This is a genomic window from Rhizobium sp. BK312 (genome assembly GCF_014193605.1).
Classification (GTDB): domain Bacteria; phylum Pseudomonadota; class Alphaproteobacteria; order Rhizobiales; family Rhizobiaceae; genus Rhizobium.
Window position 1 is genome coordinate 422952 of record NZ_JACHZP010000002.1, and the last position, 21424, is coordinate 444375.

The window sequence follows — 21424 nt, forward strand, 5'->3', positions numbered from 1 at the left end:
ATTGTATTGATCTGATGTCCCGGGATGAGCTTCCCTTTCAGTGCGGGAGATCAGATCATTTTCGCGCTCTTTCTTTGAGTTGCCTCAGGCCGCCCGTAGCAGCATGCCGAAGAGGTCGCGCGGATCGTCTGGATCGGCGATGATATCGAGCTTCTGGAAATAGTCCGTGCCGGCCAGCTTTTCGCGGACATAGCGCAGAGCGGAAAAATCCTCGATCGCGAAGCCGACGCTGTCGAAGAGCGTGATCTGCCCGTCGCTGCTACGGCCCGGTGCCCGGCCGCTGACGACCTGCCAGAGTTCGGTGACCGGATAGTCCGCGCCCATCTGCTGGATTTCGCCTTCGATGCGTGTCTGCGGCGGATATTCGACGAAGGTGTCGGAGCGCAGCAGGATGTCGCGGTGGAGCTCCGTCTTGCCCGGGCAATCGCCACCAATGGCGTTGATGTGGACGCCGGCGCCGACCATATTGTCTGTCAGAATGGTCGCGAATTGCTTGTCGGCCGTGCACGTCGTGATGATATCGGCGGCTTCGATGGCAGCCTGAGCCGAGGTGCAGGGCACCAGACGCAGGCCTGTTCTGGCGAGATTGCGGACGGTCTTTTCGGTTGCTCTCGGATCAATGTCGTAGAGGCGGACTTCCTCGATGCCGAGGACCGCCTTCATCGCCAGCGCCTGGAATTCCGCCTGTGCGCCATTGCCGATCAGGGTGAGGCGGCGCGAATTGGCCGGCGCCAGATGTTTGGCCGCCATCGCCGAGGTGGCCGCCGTGCGCAGCGCCGTCAGCAGCGTCATTTCCGTCAGAAGCACCGGATATCCGGTCGAGACTTCTGCAAGCAGGCCGAAGGCGGTCACCGTCTGCAGTCCCTGCGCCATGTTCTTCGGATGGCCGTTGACATATTTGAAGCTGTAGACGGCGCCATCCGAGGTGGGCATCAACTCGATGACGCCGTCATGCGAATGGGAAGCGACGCGGGGCGTCTTGTCGAAGAGGTCCCAGCGGCGGAAATCCGCTTCGATAGCGTCCGTGAGTTCGATGAGCACGGTTTCGATGCCGATGTGATGGACGAGCCGCATCATGTTCTCGACGCTGACGAAGGGAATGAAAGCTCTTTCCGATGGGAGCGGTGCGGACATTCTCGTATCCTCGATAAAAATCATTTCCCTAGGGTATCAAGCGGATCGATTGACTGAAATCGCAAAACTGTGTCAGTTCTGGTATGAGTTTATACAAATTGCCCAAGATTTTTGACAGATTATACAAGATCAGGATCTGCGATGACGCTTGCCAAGTATATTCCCGATGATCTCGACCGGCGTATCATCGCTCATCTGCGTGCCGACGGGCGGGCTTCGCTCTCCAAACTGTCTGATGTTCTGGGCGTCGCGCGCGGCACGGTGCAGAACAGGCTGGATCGACTGATAGAAACCGGCACGCTGCTCGGCTTCACCGTAAGGGTCCGGGAAGACTATGAGGAGCAGACCGTGCATGCCGTCATGATGATCGAAGTCGTGGGGAAATCGACGACACAGGTCATCCGCAAGCTGCGAGGGCTTCCCGAAATCTATTCGCTGCATACAACGAACGGCAATTGGGATCTCGTCGCCAATATCCGCGCGACAAGCCTGTCGGACTTCGACCGGGTCTTGCGCGAAGTGCGGATGATCGACGGCGTCGCAAACAGCGAGACTAGCCTATTGCTGAGCAGTCTATGATAGCTCGCGTTCAAAGCCACTGATCGCGGGGAACGGTCTAGGTGGGCTCATTTGTGGAGTGCTTATTCCAGGCATCGTAACTTGCCCGGCTCCATCGAGACTTAGCGAACCTCGTACACCCTTCAGCGCTATTTCAGAGCCCGCGAATGTCTATGTTCCATATACAACTAACGCTCGGATGGTTTGCCGCTTTGGCTCTCCAGCCGATAGCGATGTCCCGGATAAACCAGCCGCGCCGTGGACACGATGCCGCGCGCCGACCATGTGCGCCTCCAGATCGTCAGGCAGGGTTCGGTCTTCAGGATCGTCAGCAGCTTGCACTCCCAGGCTTGCGGCATGACGGCTTCGACGACATGTTCCGAGCCGCTGAGTGGGGCAACGGCCGAAAGGTAGGCATTCGGTGTCATGTCGGTAAAATCCTGCTGCAGGTAATCGGGCGCGGCGTCCGGATGGACATGCCGGTCCTCGATCTGTACCGGCACGCCGTTCTCGCTATGCACGATCAGCGAATGAAAAGCCGGCGATCCGATGTCGAGTTCCAGCGCATCGGCTACGTCGGGCGAGGCAGCCTCCTGGGCTAGTACGATTACGCTTGCTTGATGGGAATGACCGCGTTCGGCGATCTCCTCGGCGATGTTGCGGACCTCGAAGAGGGCGGAGGCTCCCTTGCGCTCGGCGACGAAGGAGCCGACGCCCTGGATGCGGACGAGCTCGCCTTCATTGGCTAGTTCTCGCAGCGCACGATTGGCCGTCATCTTGCTGACGCCAAGCTCGACCACCAATTCGTTTTCGGAGGGAACGCGATATTTCGGCGGCCACTCACCGCTATGAATGCGATCGAGTATCATCTGCTTGACGCCGGCATAGAGAGGTGCGGTATCATTTTCCGCCAGTTCGCGTTTCATCTCGCCGGAACGCTTCATTGCCTATTCCCTTTGCACCGCGTGAATCTGCCTCGAAAACAACTTTCCTACTTGCATATCATAAATTATCTCATATGGTACCCTATACAACCTCGCAATCAATCCTAAAAATTAATTGGGAAAGCGGGCAAGCCGGCGAAGATCGGTAGGAAGTGCTGCAAAGCCTGTTTCAACCTCAGAGGAGCTCAACACAATGAAATTCAGTGCATTTCTCTTGTCAGGCGTCGTAGCTGCCGCCGCTTTCGCCGCGCCTGCATTCGCCAAGGACTGGAAGACGGCAACGATCACCCTGGAAGGTGCCTACGCGCCGTGGAACATGACGAACGCCGACGGCACGCTCGGCGGGTTCGAGCCGGAGCTTGCCAAGGTTCTGTGCGAACGAGCCAAGATCGATTGCAAGCTCGTTGCTTCCGACTGGGACGGCATGATCCCGGCGCTGAACGCCGGCAAGTTCGACGTCATCATGGATGCTCTGTCGATCACCGACGAGCGCAAGCAGGTCATCGGCTTCACCATTCCTTACGCCGCGACGCCCGCTGCTTTTGCGACCGCCAAGGACAGCCCGCTTGCCAATGCCGCCGGCACCGGCACCACGATCAAGATGACCCCCGGCCAGACCGGCGTCAAAGAAATCGACGTGTTGAAGGAAGCCTTCAAGGGCAAGACGATCGGCATCCAGGCTGCAACCGTCTATGCCAAGTTCGTCTATGACAATTTCGGTTCGATCGCCACGATCCGCGAATACAAGACCGGGGCGGACCGCGATCTCGATCTGCAGAACGGCCGTATCGATCTCGGCTTCGATGACGCCGTCTACTTCGCGAACGCCTTCGCCAGCGCCAATGATTCGCTCGCCTTCACCGGCCCGGAAATCGCCGGCTCCATCTGGGGTGAGGGCGAAGGCCTCGGCATCCGCCAAGCCGATACTGATCTGCGCGACAAGTTCAATGAGGCGATCAAGTCCGCGCTTGCCGACGGTACCATCAAGACCCTGTCGATGAAGTGGTTCAAGGTCGACGTCAGCCCGAATTGATGAGCGCGGCCTTGGGTCGTTTTCATCGGTCTCCGGCTTTGCGGCCGGAGACCATATGATATCCTGACGCCTGAAACTGCCACGGACGGGGATTGGATCTATGGCAAGCTTGCAATTGCTGGGCTTCGGCTCGAACGGATGGGGCGCGCTGCTGCTTGTTGCCGCCTTGATGACGCTTGCCGTCACGGCAACCGCCTTGGCCATCGGCGCCGTTCTGGGCGCGGTCATAGCCTTCGCGAAACTCTCCGGAAGCCTGGTGCTGAAGACGCTCGGCAATATCTACACGACAGTCTTTCGCGGCGTTCCTGAGCTTCTGATCATCTATCTGATCTATTTCGGCGGCTCGTCGGCGGTAACGTCGATCGGCAAATGGCTGGGCTATGAAGGCTTTCTCGGTCTGCCGTCCTTTGCCGCGGGTGCTCTTGCCGTCGGCATCATTTCCGGCGCCTATCAGGCCGAGGTGTTCCGCGGCGCCTATCTTGCCATTTCCAAGGGCGAGCTTGAGGCCGCGTCTGCCATAGGCATGCATCGCGGCCTGCGCCTGCGCCGCATCATCATTCCGCAAGTCTTCCGCTTTGCCATTCCCGGGCTCGGCAATGTCTGGCAGCTCAGCCTCAAGGATTCCGCTTTGATTTCGGTGACCGGCCTTGCGGAGCTGATGCGCACCAGCCAGGTTGCAGCCGGCTCTACCCGTCAATATTTCCTCTTCTTCATCGCCGGCGGCATTCTCTATCTGGTCCTGACCAGTCTGTCGGACCGCATCTTCAACAAGGCCGAACGTCACGCCAATCGCAGCATGCCGGCTGCGACGATTGGCCAGGCTTGAGGAGGACGGCATGGATTTCGTTTTTCTTTCGAGCACGATGGTCACGCTGCTGAAGGCGGTGCCGATGACGCTGCTGCTCTTCTCCCTGTCGATCCTCTGTGGCGGCCTTCTCGCTCTCGTCATCGTTGCCATGCGCGTCAGCGGCAATCCGATCCTCTCCGGGTTCGCCAAGGGCTACATTTTCGTGTTTCGCGGCTCGCCGCTGTTGATCCAGATGTTCCTGGTCTTCTATGGCTTGGCGCAATTCTCCATCATCCGCTATTCGTTCCTCTGGCCGTTCCTGCGCGAGCCCGTCGTTTGCGCGATCCTGTCGCTGGCGCTTTGCACTGCCGGCTATTCGGCCGAGATCTTTCGCGGCGGCATCCGCGCCGTTTCGCCGAAGGAGATCGAAGCCGCGCGTTCGATCGGCATGTCCGGCTTGCTGCTCGTGCGCCGTATCATAGCGCCGATCGCCTTTAGGCATGCGCTGCCGGCCTATTCGACCGAGATCGTGCTGATGATGAAGTCGACGGCGCTCGCAAGCCTCGTCACGGTCTGGGAGGTCACGGGCGTTGCCCAGCGGCTGATTTCGCAGACCTATCGCACGATGGAAGTCTTCATCTGTGCCGCGATCATCTACCTCGTGCTGAATTTCATCATTCTGCAGGCCATGGCCCTGCTGGAATATTCTCTATCCCGCCATCGCCGCGCGATACCGCCGGCGCTGAAGGCCTAAAGCTTACTGGAGCAGGCAAATCATGCCAGGTGTCACCCGACTTTCCGTCCGCAACATCCGCAAGAGCTTCGGTACTCATGAAGTCTTGCGCGGCATTTCCCTCGATGCTCAGGATGGCGATGTGATTTCGCTGCTCGGCGCTTCCGGCTCGGGCAAATCGACTTTCCTTCGCTGCATCAACCTCCTCGAAATCGCCACGGATGGCGAGATCTGGGTGGATGGCGAGCAGATCCGCATGATCCATAAGAATGGCAAGAGCTACCCAGCAAGCCATAAGCAGGTGGATCATATTCGCTCCGAACTCGGCATGGTCTTCCAGAGCTTCAATCTCTGGTCCCACATGACGATCCTGCAGAATGTCATCGAAGGGCCAGTGCATGTCCTGAAGCGCTCACGCTCGGAATGCATTGCCGAGGCCGAAGCGCTTCTGGAGAAGGTCGGCATTGCCGACAAGCGTCATGCCTATCCCGCGCATCTCTCCGGCGGCCAGCAGCAGCGCGCGGCAATTGCCCGTGCGTTGGCCATGAAGCCGAAGGTTATGCTGTTCGACGAGCCGACCTCGGCGCTTGATCCGGAACTCGTCGGCGAAGTGCTGCGCGTCATGCGCGCCCTTGCCGAGGAAGGCATGACCATGCTGGTCGTCACCCACGAGATGAGCTTCGCCCGCAATGTCTCCAACCGCGTCGTCTTCATGAAGGAAGGGCTTGTCGAAAGCACCGGCACGCCGGATGAGATGTTCGGCGGCGGCGCCTCGCCGGCCTTTCGCCAGTTCATCGGTCATTTCGGAAACGGACAATGACCGTTACGATCGATAGGCCGCTATCCTGGCGCGACATCGCCCGCGTCGGCGGCGGTGAACCCTTGTCTCTTTCCGATGCTGCCTGGGAGCGCGTTGCTCAGGCAAGCCGCATCGTCGAGCGTATCGTGGAAACGGGCGTGCGCGCCTATGGCGTCAATACCGGCGTCGGCGCGCTTTCCGATACGGTTGTTGATCGCGATTCACAGAGCCGGCTGTCGCGCAATATCATTCTCAGCCACGCCTGCGGTGTCGGTCCGCTTTTGCCGGCGCGCGAGGTGCGCTCGATTATTGCGGCGCAGATCGCCAATTTCGCCCATGGCTATTCCGGTGTGCGGCCCGAGATCATCAGGCATCTGGCCGCGTTTCTCGAACATAACTGCATTCCGGAAGTCCCGTCTAAAGGCTCAGCCGGCTATCTCACGCACAATGCCCATACCGCGCTCGTCCTGATCGGCGAGGGCAGGGCTGTCGTGAAAGGCAAGTCGATGAGCGGTGCCGAGGCGCTCGCGGCGATTGGCCTGCCTCCCCTGGTGCTCGGCGCCAAGGAGGGCTTGAGCCTCGTCAACGGCACGGCCTGCGCCACGGGATTGTCGGCGCTTGCCGTCTCCCGTGCCGAGCACCTGCTCGATTGGGCCGATGCCATCGCCGCGCTGACCTTGGAAGCCGTTGGCTGCCAGATGGCGGCTTTTGATGAGAAGGTACTGGCGCTGCGCCCATCGACTGGCATCGCCAAGGTCGGGCGCAGCTTGCGCAGTCGCCTGCATGGCAGCGGTCTCGTTGCGGCTGCCCTCGGCCGGCGGACGCAGGATGCGCTGAGCCTGAGGTCGGTCCCCCACGCCCATGGCGCGGCCTGGGATGTCTTCGAACAGACGGCCGATATCGTCGATCAGGAACTCGCTTCGGTCACGGATAATCCGGCTGTTTCAGGCACGCCGGAGCAGCCGGTTGTCTCTTCCGAGGCGCATGCTGTGGCGCCCGCTCTTGGGCAGGCAGCCGATAGTCTGGCAATCGCGGTAGCACAGATCGCCGCGATGAGCGAACGCCGGACGGATCGCCTTGTCAATCCGCTGGTCAGCGGCCTGCCGCCGTTTCTTGCAAGCGACGCCGGCAGCCATTCCGGTTTCATGATCGCGCAATACACGGCAGCGGCGCTGAGCAACGACAACCGGCGGCTCGCCGCACCGGCATCGCTCGACGGCGGCCTGACCTCCGGCCTTCAGGAAGATTTCCTGGCCCATCCGACCGCGGCGGCCAACAAGCTGCTCGCGATCCTCGACAATGCCGAATATATCCTGGCCATCGAGCTGATGGCGGCGGCGCAGGCACATGATTTCCTCGTTTCGAAGGGTGCCAGAGCGCCAGGAACGGAGCGCATCCACGCAGCTGTCCGTTCATGCGTGCCCGTTTATGGCGACGATCGTCCCTTGAATGCGGATATGGAAGCCTTGCGGGCCATGATCGCCAAGACCGCGCCGCCTGCGGAAAACCAAACTGGAGCATGAAATGACTGCGGAATTCGACCTTGCCGTCGTCGGCCTCGGCGCGATGGGAAGTGCAGCCTTGTCTTTCGCAGCGGCGCGCGGTGCAAAGGCGATCGGGATCGAGGCGCATTTCCCCGCTCATTCCCTCAGCTCCTCGCATGGCGATAGCCGCCTGATCCGCCTCGGCTATTTCGAAGATCCGTCCTATGTTCCCTTGCTGAAGCGTGCCTATCAAAACTGGCGCTCGCTGGAGGCAAGGCTGCGGGCCGAAATCCTGACGGTGACAGGTGTCCTGCAGATCGGCACGCCCGACAGCAAGATCGTCAGCGGCACGCGCGCTTCCTGCGACATGCACGACCTGCCGAATGAGATACTCGATCGCGACGCCATGAAACGCCGCTTTCCGGCTTTCGCGCTGGACGACGGGGAGGTCGGCCTGCTCGATCCTCAGGGCGGCTATGTCAGGCCTGAAACAGCGATCATGGGCTATTTGAAGCTTGCAGCCGAAGACGGTGCCGTCCTGCATTTCGGCGAGCGCGTCATCGCGATCGAGCCAGACGATACGGGCGTGACCGTCGTTTCCTCAACTGGGCGATATCGCGCCCGCAAGGTGATCGTCGCAACCGGCGCGTGGATTGCCGAGCTTGTGCCGCAGCTGAAGGCGCATGCCCAGCCTATCCGGCAGGTGGTTGCCTGGTATCAGCCGAGGGATGGCTTCGTTGCCGAACCGCAACGCATGCCATGCTTCCTGCGCGATGAAGGAGCGGAAGGTTCCTATTTCGGCTTCCCGGCCATCGGGGTCGATGGTGTGAAGATCGGCCGCCATGCGCATTTCCGTGAGCCGATTGACCCGACCCTTCCCAATCCGCCGGTGAATGATACCGACACCGATCTGCTCGACAATTTTGCTCGCAAGCGGCTACCGAATGCAGCCTCATTTCGCGGGCGGGCGACCACCTGCCGCTATACCATGCTGCCGAGCGAGGATTTTCTCATCGATAGGGTGCCCGGACAGCCGAATGTGGTGGTCTCGTCGGCCTGTTCCGGCCATGGCTTCAAGTTTACGAGCGTGATCGGCGAAATCCTTGCGGATTTGGCGCTGGAAGGCGGAAGCGCGTTTCCGACCGCCTTGTTTTCCTTCGAGAAGCATTTTGGCGGTCTGGGAATATAGCCACCAATCTCGCGCGCAATTCAACCGATCGTCATGCGTCGCAGCACGTCCGATCGGAAATAGAAATGTTGGACGAGTGCGCCGAGGACGTGAAGGACGACGACGATCCAGAGCAGGGACTTGATTGGTCCGCCATGAACGAATGCCGCCGTATCGATCCCCAGATAGTAGGCTGCGATACCCGACAGCGGCATTGCAAAGATCAGCACATAGAGCAGGACATGTGTCAGCTGCGCGAGGTAGTGCAGGAAGGCAGGCTGGCCATCCGGCGTCGCGGGGACGTCGGACGAAAATCTGACTGCAAGGCGCAGGACGGCGAGCAACAGGACAGCAATGCCGGCATAGGCGTGAATATTGGCGCTGGAGATGTCGGCTGGCGTCGGCACCTGGCCATGACGAATAAGGCGCCGCCATGCATTCATCCCATCCGGAAACAAGAGATTGAAGAAGATCAGCAGCGCCATGAGCCAATGAAGGACGCGTTGCGGAACGGAATAGGCGGATCTTGCAGACATCGTGCCTCCTTAGATTGGAATTATTCTAAAGGTAGGACATGATTCTAACGGGAACCTGAACGTGCCTCCCGCAATGAAATTTCATTACCTGTTCATATAAAGCTAGGGTTCGATCTCTTTTATTGCCTCTAGGCTCGGGCATCGAAGCCAGCCGCTGCGATCCCGCATAAGGATAGGCGGCGGCCCCTCGTTCATGAAGCCGCCGCTCGGATTGCCTTACTTGCCGGCGTCCTTGGCCGCCTTCTCGATCACGGCGGCCACCTTTTCCGGCTGCGAGGCGAAGACGACATGACTTGCCTTGATTTCGGTCACGTCGCTGCCGGCGCGCTTTGCCATGTCGCGCTCGAGCTCGGGATTGATGGAACGGTCATTGGTTGCGACGATGGCCCAGCTCTTCTTCGTTTTCCATGCCGGGTCGCCAACCTTGGTGGTGAAAGCCGCCTTCGACGCGAAGACCTGCGATTTCGCCAGGAAGCTGGCTTCATCCTTCGGCAGGTCGGCTGCAAAGTCGGCGGCGAATGTCGCGGGATCGAGATAAAGATATTGGCCGTCTTTGGTTTCGCGGATGTTCATGCTGCCTGCAGGCTTCGAGCTCGCAAGGCTGATCAGGCTTTCGCCCTTGTCCGGCTGAAATGCGGCGACATAGACGAGGCCCGCGACATCCGGGCGATTGCCCGCTTCGGTGATGACCATGCCGCCATAGCTGTGACCGACGAGCAGGCTCGGGCCGTTCTGAAGGTCGAGCACGCGATTGGTGGCGGCGACATCGTCGGCAAGCGAGGTGATGGGTTCCTGCACGACCGTGACGTTAAAGCCGTCCTTTTCAAGGATGTCGGCGGTCTTGCGCCACCCCGAGCCATCGGCCAGCGCGCCGTGGACGATGACGATATTCTTAATCTCGGCTGCCTGCACCGCAAAGGCGAAAGTGCTTGCGGCAAGCCCGAGCGCGGCGATGGAAAGAAAACGGATCTTCATGATGTAACTCCTGTGTGTTGAGGTTCATGCTTGGGGTAAAGGGGAAGTTTCAGCCGAAGGTGAAGGCGTAGGCCTGCACCCCGGGATCGAGGAAACGGATCTCGAAGTTGTGTGCGGTGACGTCACCGGACTGGCGGACGAGTTGGTAGAGCTTGGTGGCAGTCACGGTGCCGTTGCCGTCGGCATCGATATCGGAACCGTGGTCAGCGCCGGGCGCCTTTCCGTCCACGGTCACCTGGAAACGGATCGGTTTTCCGTCCGCCGAGGGACCAAGGACGAGATGCAGGTCGCGGGCGCTGAAGCGATAGCTGATGCCGCCGCCTGCCTTGTTGAGCGTCGCCTGCTCGGACCCGACTGTCCAGATGCCGGCCAGTCCCCATTGGTTGAGGCCGGGATTGGCAACGGAATAGTCGGCGGCGGTGTCGGCCTTAAGGCCTTCAGGGGAGACGAAACCTGTTGCCTGGTTGTAGCCGACATAGGTTTCGCCGGAGCGGATATGGCCAAGGTCGGGGCTTGCTTCCGCGCCCTTCGCATCCGGAACGACCGGGCCGTTTTGGGCCATATTGCTGCCTGCTTCGCGAAGAAGGTCCTGGATTGCCTGTTCCGTTTGGCGATAATTGCCTTCGCCGAAGTGCTGGTAGCGGACCTGCCCCTTGGCATCGATCAGGTAATGGGCCGGCCAGTAATTGTTCTCGAAGGCGCGCCAGATGCGATAGTCGTTGTCGATTGCGACCGGATAGCCGATCTTAAAGTCGGCGATCGCCTTCTTGACGTTGTCTACGTTCTTTTCGAAGGCGAATTCCGGAGCGTGGACGCCGATCACGACGAGACCCTGATCCTTATACTTTTCCGCCCAGGCACGAACATAGGGGATGGTGCGGATGCAGTTGATGCAGGAATAGGTCCAGAAGTCGACGAGGACGACCTTGCCGCGAAGTCCGGCCGTCGTCAGTGGCTCAGAGTTCAGCCATGTGACGGCGCCGTCGAGCGAGGGGGCGGGGCCTTCGATCGGAAGATCGCTGTGGAATGGACGTGCCGCGTCTGTGGCAATCTTCATGGCACTGTTGCTGGCAACCTCGGTCTCCGGGGCTGAGGTCTTGGGGTGCAGCTTCTCGAGCAAAGCCTGTTCGAAGGAGCCGGTGCTTGCATAGGAGAGGCGGGCGAGCAGGCCGGTATCGAGGCCGAGCGCGATGGCGGCAACGCCGGCCAGAACAGCCGCGCCTGCGACCTGGCGAATGCGTTCGCTGACGCCGAGGGACTGCTTCATGCGGGCAAAAATCTTGCCGCCGGCAAAGAGAGCAATAGCAAGCGAGGTCGCGGCACCGGCGCCATAGGCAAGCAGCAGGAAGGTCGTCTGCAGATTGGCGCCCTTCAAGGCCGCGCCTGTCAGGACCAGCCCGAGGATCGGGCCGGCGCACGGCGCCCAGAGCAGTCCAGTCGCAATGCCGAGTACGAAGGAGCTTCGGACGCTCGACGTAGCGCGTTGAGCGTCGGCGGCGTTCAGCAGGTTGTTGCCGAGATTGACGGCTGGCCGCGAAAGCGCTGTCGCTATGCGGGGTGAAATCAGGCTCAGGCCGAAGAGGCCGAGCAGCACGATTGCCGCGAGGCGACCATATTCATTCGCACGGATCGCCCAGGCGCCGCCGACCGCGGCAAGGGTCGCGACAACTGCAAAGGTGAGCGCCATGCCAGCCAGCATGGGCAGCGTGCTTCGGACGAAGGGCTGTCCGGCGCGGGCAAAGACGAAGGGGAGGATGGGCAGGATGCACGGACTGAGGATCGTCAGCGCACCGCCGAGATAGGCAATGATGAGAAGCGTCATCGTCTTGTTCCTTTAAAAACGATCGGCTAGCCGCGAACGGCGACGTGCCGTGCTGAGCAGTGACGCTATCTGTCGGCAGCGACGTATCTCGAATGTGTCTGAGTGGATGGGAGAATGTACCGAAACGTCAACGTTCCCCGTTTCGATACATTGCGATACAAACTGGCCGATTTGGGTGCGATTTCGCATGTGGCGCAGCTGCTTGCCTCTGCGGTCGGAGAAAGGGGCCTGGATTGTATCAGACTGTATCTGTGCGGCCTGAAGCTACACAGATATTCAAAAGGCTGCTGCCTGCGACACATCGGAGATACATGTGGCTGGCTTTCTTGGGCTCACGATCCAATCTACAGGAGAGACAGATGTCCGAGGAAATCAACCACACCCGCCGCCGTTTTTTTGGCATGGCGGCCATCGCCGTTGCCGCCGCTGAATTCGGTCTGCCTGCAATCGCCGGTGCGCAGGAAACAAAGGCTTCCACATTGACCCTCCCCGTCGTTAAGGCCGGCACCCACACCTCTTTCGACGCGCTGAAGCAGATCAAAGCCGGTGTGCTCAATGTCGGTTACGCCGAAGCCGGTCCGGCCAACGGCCCCGTCGTGCTGCTGTTGCACGGCTGGCCCTATGACATTTACAGCTTCGTCGATGTCGCGCCGCTTTTGGCAGATGCCGGCTATCGCGTCATCATTCCCTATCTTCGCGGCTACGGAACCACTCGTTTCCTTTCGAAGGACACGCCGCGCAACGGTCAGCAGGCAGCACTTGCCGTCGATATGATTGCGCTTCTTGATGCGCTGAAGATCGAAAAGGTCGTCGTTGCCGGTTACGACTGGGGTGGCCGCACCGCCGATATCATGGCGGCTCTCTGGCCGGAACGCTGCAAGGCGCTGGTTTCGGTCAGCGGCTATCTCATCGGCAGCCAGGAGGTCAACCGCAAGCCGCTGCCGCCAAAGGCAGAGCTCGCCTGGTGGTACCAGTTCTATTTCGCCACCGAGCGCGGCCGTCTCGGCTACCAGGAAAATCGGCACGATTTCGCAAAGCTGATCTGGCAAACCGCCTCGCCGCGATGGGCCTTTGATGACACCACTTTCGATCGGTCGGCTGCCGCGTTCGACAATCCCGACCATGTCGATATCGTCATCCACAATTACCGCTGGCGTCTCGGTCTCGTCGAAGGCGAGGCGAAGTTCGATGCTTATGAAAAGAAGCTCGCCGTCGGCCCGGTGATTTCGATCCCGACCATCACCATGGAAGGTGACGCCAACGGCGCGCCGCATCCGGAACCCGCGGCCTATCGCGGCAAGTTCTCGGGCAAGTATGAGCATCGCACGATCACCGGTGGCATCGGCCACAATCTTCCCCAGGAAGCACCGCAAGCCTTCGCCCAGGCTGTGATAGATGTTGATCGTTTCTAGTTCGGCGGTAGCGTGCGGGAGGGCGCCGGCGTAAGCTGTCGCCCTTAGCCGTTGGCGCCACAAGGGATGAATATTCGTAGCTTGATGCTTACGATGATGAGTGGGAAATCAAGATGGATCATGTCGACCATATTCTGATCGTTGATGACGATCGGGAAATCCGGGAGCTGGTGTCGAGCTACCTGAAGAAGAATGGGCTAAGAGCGACGACGGCTGCCGATGGCCGCCAGATGCGCAGTTTCCTTGAGGCCAATTCGGTCGATCTGATCGTGCTCGACGTGATGATGCCGGGCGACGACGGGCTGGTGCTGTGTCGCGAGCTTCGCGCCGGAAAGCACAAGGCGACGCCTATCCTCATGCTGACGGCGCGCAGCGACGAGATGGACCGCATTCTCGGCCTCGAAATGGGCGCGGACGATTACCTGGCCAAGCCTTTCGCCGCCCGCGAGCTGCTTGCCCGCATCAAGGCGGTTCTGCGCCGCACCCGTATGCTGCCGCCCAATCTGCAGATCAGCGAGGCCGGCCAATTGCTGGTCTTTGGGGACTGGCGGCTCGACACGGTCGGGCGTCATCTGCTGGACAAGGACGGCACGGAGATCACACTCAGCGGCGCGGAATACCGCCTGCTGCGCGTCTTCATCGATCACCCGCAGCGGGTGCTCAATCGTGATCAGCTTCTGAATCTGACACAAGGCCGCGATGCCGATCTCTTCGATCGTTCCATCGACCTGCTTGTCAGCCGTCTCCGCCAGCGACTGGGGGATGACGCGCGAGAGCCGATGTATATCAAGACGGTGCGCAGCGAAGGTTATGTCTTCTCCGTGCCGGTGGAAATTGCGGAGCTTCGTCCATGACTGTGATCGACCTTTCAGGTCGCCCGTCATGGTGGCCTAGCACCCTGCGTGCACGCATTTCGCTGATCCTCCTGGCGGGGCTTGCGATCGCTTACGGCCTGTCTTTCAGCGTGCTCTATATCGAGCGCTACATGTCGGCAAAGGCGGTCATGCTCGGCACGCTGGAAAACGACGTCGCGACCTCGATCGCGGTGCTCGACCGGTTGCCGGCCGATGAGAGAGCGAATTTCGTCGATTGGCTCAGCCGCGGCAATTACAACTTCGAATTAGGCAATGGCCTGCCCGGCGTGCCCGATACCTCCGCCCATGGCGCGGAGATCGCCGCCAAGATAGAGGATGCAGTCGGTCATCGGTTTCCGATCCACATGGAAGCAATACCGGGACCCATCTCGCGGCTGCAGGCACATCTCAATCTGAGCGATGGCAGCCCGCTGACGATCGATGTTACGCCAAAGGGTGTCATGCCGATCGCGGCCTGGCTACCTTATGTCTTCGTTGTCCAGATGCTGTTGATCGTCCTTTGTACCTGGTTTGCCGTCCGACAGGCCACGCGTCCGCTCGCCGAGCTTGCCGCCGCGGCCGATGCGCTCGATCCCAACAAGAAGAGCCCGGCCTTGAGCGACCGAGGGCCGAGCGAAGTGGCGCATGCTGCAAGAGCCTTCAATGCCATGCGGGATCGAATTGCGCATTATCTCGAAGAGCGCGTGCAGATCCTTGCGGCGATCTCCCACGACCTGCAGACGCCGATCACCCGCATGCGCCTGCGCGCCGATATCGCTGATGATTCGCCGGAAAAAACCAAGTTGCTGCAGGACCTCGGCGAGATTGAGCGTTTGGTTCAGGACGGGATCGCCTATGCTCGCAGCGCCCATGGCAACGGCGAGAAAAGCGCGCGCATCGACCTTGCATCCTTTATCGAGAGCATCAGCTACGACTATCAGGACACCGGCAAATCCGTCGAGATTCTTGGGCTCATCCAGGGGACGGCAACGACGAAGCCGCATGCGCTTCGCCGCATTCTCACCAACTTCATCGACAATGCCCTGAAATTCGCCGATGCCGCGGAAATCGCCGTGGAGCGCCGGAATACCGGACAAATTGCGATCACCGTCCTCGATCGCGGTCCCGGCATTCCGCAAGACCAGATAGAGGCGGCCATGCAGCCCTTCTTCCGGCTGGAGCAATCGCGCAACCGCAACACCGGCGGCACCGGGCTTGGGCTTGCGATTGCCCAGCAGCTCGCCCAGACGCTCGGCGGCTCCGTCAGGCTCTATAACCGCGAAGGCGGTGGCCTGGCGGCAGAAGTCGTTATTTCTTGATCACCCTACCGGCGCTTGTTCTTCAGGATGGAAGAGGACGATGAAAATGGCAAGGTCGAGCAGAAAGAAAAGCTACCCGGAACGGTGGATGACATGGTGAGAGCTCTGAAGGGAGGAGAGTGGGTTATCATTTTAAGGCAATTTTTCGAGGCACTCCGCTCAGTCTGGCCAAAGCCGAAAAAGGATGATCATTAGCGTCGAACGGAATGTTCAGTTTTCTGGCCGCTAGTATTTAGCCCCTACTTCGATTTTCAGGATCTTTGTAAGCATTTGTATCCGGCCCGTTAAGGCCTACGTTTTGTAACACTTCCGGCTTTTCCGGAAACATGCCGGATACGTCGATCCATCAAAAACAACTCCGTCAACAGACGTTGCCCCGCGCCACAACATAGCGGGCAACGCAACAAAGGAGTGTTCCATGACCAAGATCGACAAGGTTCTCTACACCGCCAAGACCCACACCATCGGTGGCCGTGACGGCTCGGCCCGCAGCGATGACAATCAGCTGGATGTCAAGCTTTCGCCTCCCGGCAGTGCCCATGCCGGCACCAATCCCGAACAGCTCTTTGCAGCCGGCTGGTCAGCTTGCTTCATCGGCGCCATGGGCCTCGCTGCTGGCAAGCGCAAGATCAAGCTGCCGGCCGATCTTGCAGTCGATGCCGAAGTGGACCTGGGCATGACCGAAGGCGCTTACTTCCTGCAGGCACGGCTCACCGTCAGCATGCCCGGCATTGAGCCGGAGCTCGCCCGCACGCTGGTCGAAGAAGCCCACCAGACCTGCCCTTATTCGAAGGCCACTCGCGGCAACATCAATGTCGAGCTGAAGCTCGCCTGAGAATCACCCAAGCGTCGATCTAGCGCGCCGCTCCGGAAGGTGCGGCGCGTCGAATCGTTAATTTTTGTCACGTTGGACATCGAGCAAGGCAGCCTCTGCTTTGCGCATGGAGGATCCTATGCGTCCCATCATTCTTCTCCTTGCAGGAGCTGCGATTTTCGCCGCTCCATGCGTCTACGACCCCAGCTCCAACGAGCCTTCGGCACTCGCGAGCATCGCTGTTTTATGGGGCGGTTCGGGCTCGAATGGAGCCTCGCGTTAACCACTTGTTAACCATATGAGCGGTACACAGGATCAACGATTTATTCACATAGATGACCAAAGTGCTAACAGACGCTCGTTCGATCCGTATCAAGGGCCGCTCCTTTCTTGCGGTCATGCTTTCGCCGGATCTTCCGCTGGACCAGTGGTTGATCAGGCTTGACGACCTCGCAGCCCGTTCGGCCGGCTTCTTTCTGGGGCGGCCGGTCGTGCTCGATATCACCGACCTGCCGATCGACAAGGCGCAGCTCAAGGAGCTGATTGCTGAGCTTTCGGCCCGCAATGTCAGCATCATGGGTATCGAGGGCGGTCGCCCGTCGATCGCCGGCCCCGGCATGCCGCCGATCCTGAAGGGTGGGCGCCCGGCTGCTGATTTCGAGGTTTCCGAGGCCGAGCCGGTCGTGGAGCGCCGCAACAGCGAGCCCAAGGCGCCGCCGCCGGAAGTCCGGCCGGTCACGCAGTCGCTGATCATCCGCGAGCCGGTGCGTTCGGGGCAGTCGGTGATCTTTCCAGAAGGCGATGTCACGGTCATCGGTTCCGTGGCGTCCGGCGCGGAAGTCATCGCGGGTGGATCGGTCCACATCTACGGCGCCCTGCGCGGCCGCGCCATGGCGGGCTCGATCGGCAACGCCTCGGCGCGAATCTTCTGCCGAAAGCTCGAGGCCGAGCTTTTGGCGATCGATGGCATTTACAAGATGGCCGAAGACATATCACCCGGCCTCAGGGGACAAGCCGTCCAGCTCTGGCTGGATGGTGAAACGATCATGGCCGAAAAACTAATCTGAGCCGAAGCCGGCCAAAACAGGAGAGCAAGATGGGCAAGGTAATCGTCGTCACATCAGGCAAGGGCGGAGTTGGAAAGACGACTTCGACGGCCGCATTGGGGGCGGCTCTGGCACAGAGAAACGAAAAGGTCGTCGTCGTCGATTTCGATGTCGGTCTGCGCAATCTCGATCTGGTCATGGGGGCGGAACGCCGCGTGGTCTATGACCTCGTCAACGTCATTCATGGCGACGCCAAGCTGCCGCAGGCGCTGATCCGCGATAAGCGGCTGGAGACGCTCTTCCTCCTGCCGGCCTCGCAGACCCGCGACAAGGACAATCTGACGCCCGAAGGTGTCGAGCGCGTCATCAACGAGCTCAAGAACTATTTCGATTGGGTCATCTGCGACAGCCCGGCCGGTATCGAGCGCGGCGCCACCCTTGCCATGCGCCATGCCGACGTCGCCGTCGTCGTCACCAATCCGGAAGTTTCGTCGGTGCGCGATTCCGACCGCATCATCGGCCTGCTGGACTCCAAGACGCTGAAGGCCGAGCGCGGCGAGCGCATGGAAAAGCATCTGTTGCTGACCCGTTTCGACGCCGGCCGCGCCGAACGCGGCGACATGCTGAAGGTCGACGACGTGCTGGAGATCCTCTCCATTCCGCTGCTCGGCATCATTCCGGAAAGCACTGATGTCCTGCGCGCCTCCAACCTCGGCTCGCCGGTCACGCTTGCCGATGCGCGCTGTGCACCGTCGCTTGCCTATTTCGACGCCGCACGCCGCCTTGCCGGCGAGCAGGTGCCGATCACCATCCCCGGCGAAAAGCGGGGTATCTTCGGCAAAATCTTCGCAAGGAGGGCCGCATGAGCATTTTCGGACTGTTCCGCAAGCAGAGATCTGCACCGATGGCGCGTGAGCGTCTGCAGATCCTTCTTGCCCACGAACGCGCCTCCGTAGGCTCGGATCTCGTATCCGTGCTGAGAGAGGAAATCCTCGCCGTCATCGCCAAGCATGTGCAGGTCGATCGTGACAAGGTGCAGGTGAAGATGGATCGCGACAAGGATGTCTCCATGCTGGAGATCGACGTGGAGATCCCGCGTGATGCGACCTTGAAGGCGGCCTGACGAGGGATCAACGCCCGTCAAATGTGCGAATTCTGTCACATGGAACTCTCGTGTGGCAGAATAGCAAAAATTTTCGCAGCCGGCTCTTGCAAAGGGTGCGATTCGCGATTATCTGCGGATCATCACCTGTATCGATGGCCTGTCGCGCTGACATTTCTGTGTCGAGCCGGCGTTCGCTGTCCGGGTTAAAAAGCAAGGGCGCTCCCCAGAAATGGGTAGAGTGCCCTTTGCTTTTTGTCGTGCTCGCGGCGCTTTTCTTGTTCCATGCGATGTGCCAGTTTGCGGCGACGATACGGGGAGGCGGCTGGCTTGGGCGGATTGAATCATCGAAGGAACGCGGTCTTGAGATGGCTGCTCGCCGGCATCCTGGCTGCGGCCTGCGCCGGCTCCGCTCGCGCGGCGGACGGGACGATCTTTCTGACATTCGATGATGGGCCCTTGCCTGGAACGAAGAACATTCTTTCCGTGCTGAGCCAGGAAAATGTCCCCGCCGCCATGTTCATGGTCGGCCAGCATGTCGAAACCATGCCCGCAGGGCGCGATCTCCTGGCGGAGGCCAAGGCCATGCCGCTGGTAACCGTCGGCAATCACAGCTACAGCCACGCCAATAATCGCTACAGACGATACTATTCCAACACCCAGGCCGTTGTCGCCGACATGCTTCATGCCAATGAAGTGCTTGGTCTGACGCCGATCGTCAATGCGCGATTGCCGGGCAGGGACGTCTTCCGGCTTCCGACCGTATCGAGGGAGGATCTTTCCATCAACGTTGCCCAATGGGAGCGCGAATGGCTGGATTACGAGCTCGTCGCCGAAGCGGGATTCTATCTCTACGGCTGGGATTTCGAGTGGGTGCACAGCGACGACGGCAAGCCGGTTCAATCGGTGGACCATCTCGTCAATGAGATCGATCATCTTTTCCAGTACGGTCGTTTCACGCAGCGGGGCAAGATGATCCTGCTCATGCATGACGAGATGTTTCAGGACCAGTTCAACGGCCGCGAAAATCTGCAGTCGCTGATCCGCAAGCTGCGGGATCGTGGCTACGCTTTCGGCGACATCAGGAATTATGCGCCTTCGAAACTGTAAAAGCGCAGACTAGCCTTGTCGTGCCGTCGCTCCGGCTGCGACCGTCAGGATGAAGTCGTCGAGTTCCTGTTCCAGGCTTTCGATCGGCAGACCGACGAAACGCCCCTCCAGGCTGATGCTGACGACGCCATGCACGGCACCGAACAGGGTTCTCGCGCGGATGGCGCGCGCCGTCTCCGACATGTTCGGCTGCAACTCCGCGAGCGGCTCGGCAACAACGCCCATCAGGAACATATGCTCTTCCAGGTGCCATTCGGGGCTGGGGCGGTCATCCGGAGGCCGATGGTCGAAGAGCGCCTTCCATAGATTGCGATGGGTGACTGCAAAGCGCAGATAACCGCGTGCGAGATTGCGAAGCCGGTCGGCCGGCGTATGGTCCCGAACCTCTGTCAGCGCCAGCGATGCCTCAAGCGCCTTCAGCGTTGCCGAATTGACGTGAATGACGAGGTCGTCGAGATCGGCAAAGACAGTGTAAAGACCTCCGAGAGCGCAGCCTACATCCTGGGTGACATCGCGCGCCCTCAGGTTTGAGAGCCCGTCGGCAGCGATGCGATTGCGCGCCGCCTCGATCAGCCGCTGCTTCAGATCCTCGCGCTTTTCCAGGGTTTTTCTCGCCATTAACTATTCCAATTCGATTTTTTGAACGCTGTTCAAAATTATTCTTGAACAGCGTTCATGGTTCTGGCATACATCGTTTCATGAACATCGTTCATAAACGGGAGACGACAAATGTTCAATTCAATTCTGACGCTCATTCGCGGTCGGGCCTATGATGCGGAACAGGCGTTCATCGATCGCAATGCGGTACCCTTGCTGGCGCAGCAGATCCGCGAGGCGGCCAGCGCCATCCAGTCGGCACGGCGGGCCGTGGCAATTGCCGTCGCGCAGAATGAGCAGGAAAAGAACCGGCACGCAGCGATCATCGGCCGCATTGCGGACCTGGAAACGCGCGCCGTTGCCGCCCTCCAGAAGGGAAGCGACGAACTTGCGCGGGAGGCGGCCGAGGCGATCGCCCAGCTCGAAGCCGAGCGGGATGCTTCCGAGAAGGCGCAGGCGCAATTCACTCAGACGATCGGCAAACTCAAGGCAACCGTTCGCACATCGGAAGCACGGCTGCAGGAATTGCAGCGCGGCGAGCGCCTGGCGCGGGCTACCGAGCAGACACAGAAGCTCAATGCCGCCTGCGACGACAATTGCGGCCTGGCGACGCTCGACGACGCCGAGGAGACGCTCGCCCGTCTTCAAGCCTACCAGAGCCGCTGCGAGATCGCAGCCTCGGCCATGAAGGAAATGGATGCCGCGAGCCGGCAGACCCATATCATCGAAAAACTCGCCAATGCCGGCTGCGGCGCACCGCTCGGCCCTTCCGCCGACGACGTGCTTGCCCGCCTGCGCCAACGCTTGAATTCAGCAGCCTGAAACGAAGACACCAAACAAATCAGATAATTGAGAGGATACGATCATGAATGACAGCTTCCAGAAACATTCCCAGGCTTGGGTCAGCTTCTCCTACATTTCTTTTGCCGCCGCCGCTTTCATGCTCCTCGTCGGCCTTTACATGATGCCGATCGATCTCTGGGGCAAAGGCTATCTCGCCATGGGCATTCTGATGCTGGTGCAGACGGCGGTCAACGTCACCAAGACCGTTCGTGACAACAGCGAGGCTGACAAGCTGATCCGCAAGGTAGAAGATGCCCGTACGGAAAAGCTTCTGGTTAAGTTCAATCGTGACGGTCAGGACTAATCTTTATTAACGACGCCATAGAGTTGTATCCGCGCTCAACCTTTGCGTAA

General features: G+C 60.0%; 23 protein-coding genes. 17 read left to right on the plus strand and 6 right to left on the minus strand.

The genetic code is table 11. The features are described 5' to 3' along the window. Positions 1–84 precede the first annotated feature (84 nt). The gene (locus FHT85_RS06630; RefSeq protein ID WP_112399564.1) at positions 85–1134 is read right to left on the minus strand and encodes an ornithine cyclodeaminase; all 1050 of its coding nucleotides are present in this window, start codon (positions 1132–1134) and stop codon (positions 85–87) included. A gap of 141 nt (positions 1135–1275) precedes the next feature. On the opposite strand from FHT85_RS06630, the gene FHT85_RS06635 reads away from it, so the two are divergent. Beyond that, positions 1276–1713, plus strand: coding sequence for an Lrp/AsnC family transcriptional regulator (locus FHT85_RS06635; protein ID WP_015343394.1), 438 nt, complete (start codon positions 1276–1278; stop codon positions 1711–1713). A 167-nt stretch (positions 1714–1880) separates the two neighbouring features. Here the strand turns inward: FHT85_RS06635 and hutC are convergent, their stop codons facing one another. Continuing rightward, positions 1881–2636, minus strand: coding sequence for a histidine utilization repressor (gene hutC / locus FHT85_RS06640; protein ID WP_112399563.1), 756 nt, complete (start codon positions 2634–2636; stop codon positions 1881–1883). A gap of 193 nt (positions 2637–2829) precedes the next feature. On the opposite strand from hutC, the gene FHT85_RS06645 reads away from it, so the two are divergent. The 6 genes from FHT85_RS06645 (at position 2830) to solA (ending at position 8661) form a co-directional block, all read left to right on the plus strand. Then, positions 2830–3669 (plus strand): transporter substrate-binding domain-containing protein, encoded by an 840-nt coding sequence (locus tag FHT85_RS06645; protein ID WP_112410385.1) that lies wholly within the window; start codon positions 2830–2832, stop codon positions 3667–3669. 100 nt (positions 3670–3769) lie between these two features. Continuing rightward, positions 3770–4495, plus strand: coding sequence for an ABC transporter permease (locus tag FHT85_RS06650; protein WP_041678241.1), 726 nt, complete (start codon positions 3770–3772; stop codon positions 4493–4495). Between the two features lie 10 nt (positions 4496–4505). Continuing rightward, a complete protein-coding gene (locus FHT85_RS06655) occupies positions 4506–5210 on the plus strand; it encodes an ABC transporter permease (RefSeq protein WP_112399561.1) in 705 nt (234 codons plus the stop codon). Between the two features lie 22 nt (positions 5211–5232). Then, the gene (locus FHT85_RS06660; protein WP_015343389.1) at positions 5233–6009 is read left to right on the plus strand and encodes an ABC transporter ATP-binding protein; all 777 of its coding nucleotides are present in this window, start codon (positions 5233–5235) and stop codon (positions 6007–6009) included. Next, positions 6006–7511 (plus strand): histidine ammonia-lyase, encoded by a 1506-nt coding sequence (gene hutH, locus FHT85_RS06665; protein ID WP_112410386.1) that lies wholly within the window; start codon positions 6006–6008, stop codon positions 7509–7511. Before FHT85_RS06660 ends, hutH begins: the two co-directional genes overlap by 4 nt. Before the next feature lies 1 nt (position 7512). Then, a complete protein-coding gene (gene solA, locus FHT85_RS06670; protein ID WP_112410387.1) occupies positions 7513–8661 on the plus strand; it encodes an N-methyl-L-tryptophan oxidase in 1149 nt (382 codons plus the stop codon). A gap of 20 nt (positions 8662–8681) precedes the next feature. On the opposite strand, the gene FHT85_RS06675 is transcribed toward solA, so the two are convergent. The 3 genes from FHT85_RS06675 to FHT85_RS06685 all read right to left on the minus strand — a co-directional run bounded on the left by FHT85_RS06675 (position 8682) and on the right by FHT85_RS06685 (position 11973). Next, positions 8682–9176 carry a cytochrome b gene (locus FHT85_RS06675; RefSeq protein ID WP_112335788.1) on the minus strand — a complete coding sequence of 165 codons (495 nt, stop codon included), beginning with the start codon at positions 9174–9176 and terminating at the stop codon, positions 8682–8684. A gap of 216 nt (positions 9177–9392) precedes the next feature. Next, positions 9393–10151, minus strand: coding sequence for an alpha/beta fold hydrolase (locus tag FHT85_RS06680; protein ID WP_112335787.1), 759 nt, complete (start codon positions 10149–10151; stop codon positions 9393–9395). Between the two features lie 49 nt (positions 10152–10200). Next, entirely contained in the window at positions 10201–11973 is a 1773-nt protein-coding gene (locus FHT85_RS06685; protein WP_112410388.1) for a cytochrome c biogenesis protein DipZ, read from the minus strand. A gap of 359 nt (positions 11974–12332) precedes the next feature. Between FHT85_RS06685 and FHT85_RS06690 the strand changes: the two genes are divergently transcribed. From FHT85_RS06690 to FHT85_RS06725, 8 genes are all read left to right on the plus strand, one after another. Then, positions 12333–13385, plus strand: coding sequence for an alpha/beta fold hydrolase (locus tag FHT85_RS06690; protein WP_112335785.1), 1053 nt, complete (start codon positions 12333–12335; stop codon positions 13383–13385). A gap of 113 nt (positions 13386–13498) precedes the next feature. After that, complete coding sequence (locus FHT85_RS06695; RefSeq protein WP_095437036.1) at positions 13499–14239, plus strand: response regulator; 741 nt, start codon at positions 13499–13501, stop codon at positions 14237–14239. Next, positions 14236–15558, plus strand: a complete 1323-nt coding sequence (locus FHT85_RS06700; RefSeq protein ID WP_112410389.1) for a sensor histidine kinase — start codon at positions 14236–14238, stop codon at positions 15556–15558. The genes FHT85_RS06695 and FHT85_RS06700 overlap by 4 nt, the downstream gene beginning before the upstream one ends. A 418-nt stretch (positions 15559–15976) precedes the next feature. Beyond that, complete coding sequence (locus tag FHT85_RS06705) at positions 15977–16393, plus strand: organic hydroperoxide resistance protein (protein WP_112410391.1); 417 nt, start codon at positions 15977–15979, stop codon at positions 16391–16393. A 314-nt stretch (positions 16394–16707) separates the two neighbouring features. Beyond that, positions 16708–17439 carry a septum site-determining protein MinC gene (minC, locus tag FHT85_RS06710; RefSeq protein ID WP_112335782.1) on the plus strand — a complete coding sequence of 244 codons (732 nt, stop codon included), beginning with the start codon at positions 16708–16710 and terminating at the stop codon, positions 17437–17439. Positions 17440–17468: 29 nt separating this feature from the next. Continuing rightward, positions 17469–18284: a septum site-determining protein MinD gene (gene minD / locus FHT85_RS06715; protein WP_095437032.1), complete on the plus strand. Its 816-nt coding sequence runs from the start codon at positions 17469–17471 to the stop codon at positions 18282–18284. After that, positions 18281–18541, plus strand: a complete 261-nt coding sequence (minE, locus tag FHT85_RS06720) for a cell division topological specificity factor MinE (RefSeq protein ID WP_015343376.1) — start codon at positions 18281–18283, stop codon at positions 18539–18541. The genes minD and minE overlap by 4 nt, the downstream gene beginning before the upstream one ends. A gap of 342 nt (positions 18542–18883) precedes the next feature. After that, positions 18884–19630 carry a polysaccharide deacetylase family protein gene (locus tag FHT85_RS06725; RefSeq protein WP_246779895.1) on the plus strand — a complete coding sequence of 249 codons (747 nt, stop codon included), beginning with the start codon at positions 18884–18886 and terminating at the stop codon, positions 19628–19630. A gap of 9 nt (positions 19631–19639) precedes the next feature. Here FHT85_RS06725 and FHT85_RS06730 read toward each other — a convergent pair whose 3' ends face one another. Then, on the minus strand, positions 19640–20248 hold the full coding sequence (locus FHT85_RS06730; protein WP_112410393.1) for a TetR/AcrR family transcriptional regulator: 609 nt from the start codon (positions 20246–20248) through the stop codon (positions 19640–19642). A gap of 111 nt (positions 20249–20359) precedes the next feature. Here FHT85_RS06730 and FHT85_RS06735 point away from each other — a divergent pair, with 111 nt between their 5' ends. Together FHT85_RS06735 and FHT85_RS06740 are read left to right on the plus strand one after the other, a co-directional pair. Continuing rightward, positions 20360–21049 (plus strand): PspA/IM30 family protein, encoded by a 690-nt coding sequence (locus tag FHT85_RS06735; RefSeq protein WP_112410394.1) that lies wholly within the window; start codon positions 20360–20362, stop codon positions 21047–21049. A gap of 43 nt (positions 21050–21092) precedes the next feature. Continuing rightward, complete coding sequence (locus tag FHT85_RS06740; RefSeq protein WP_112335778.1) at positions 21093–21374, plus strand: YiaA/YiaB family inner membrane protein; 282 nt, start codon at positions 21093–21095, stop codon at positions 21372–21374. Positions 21375–21424: the final 50 nt, after the last annotated feature.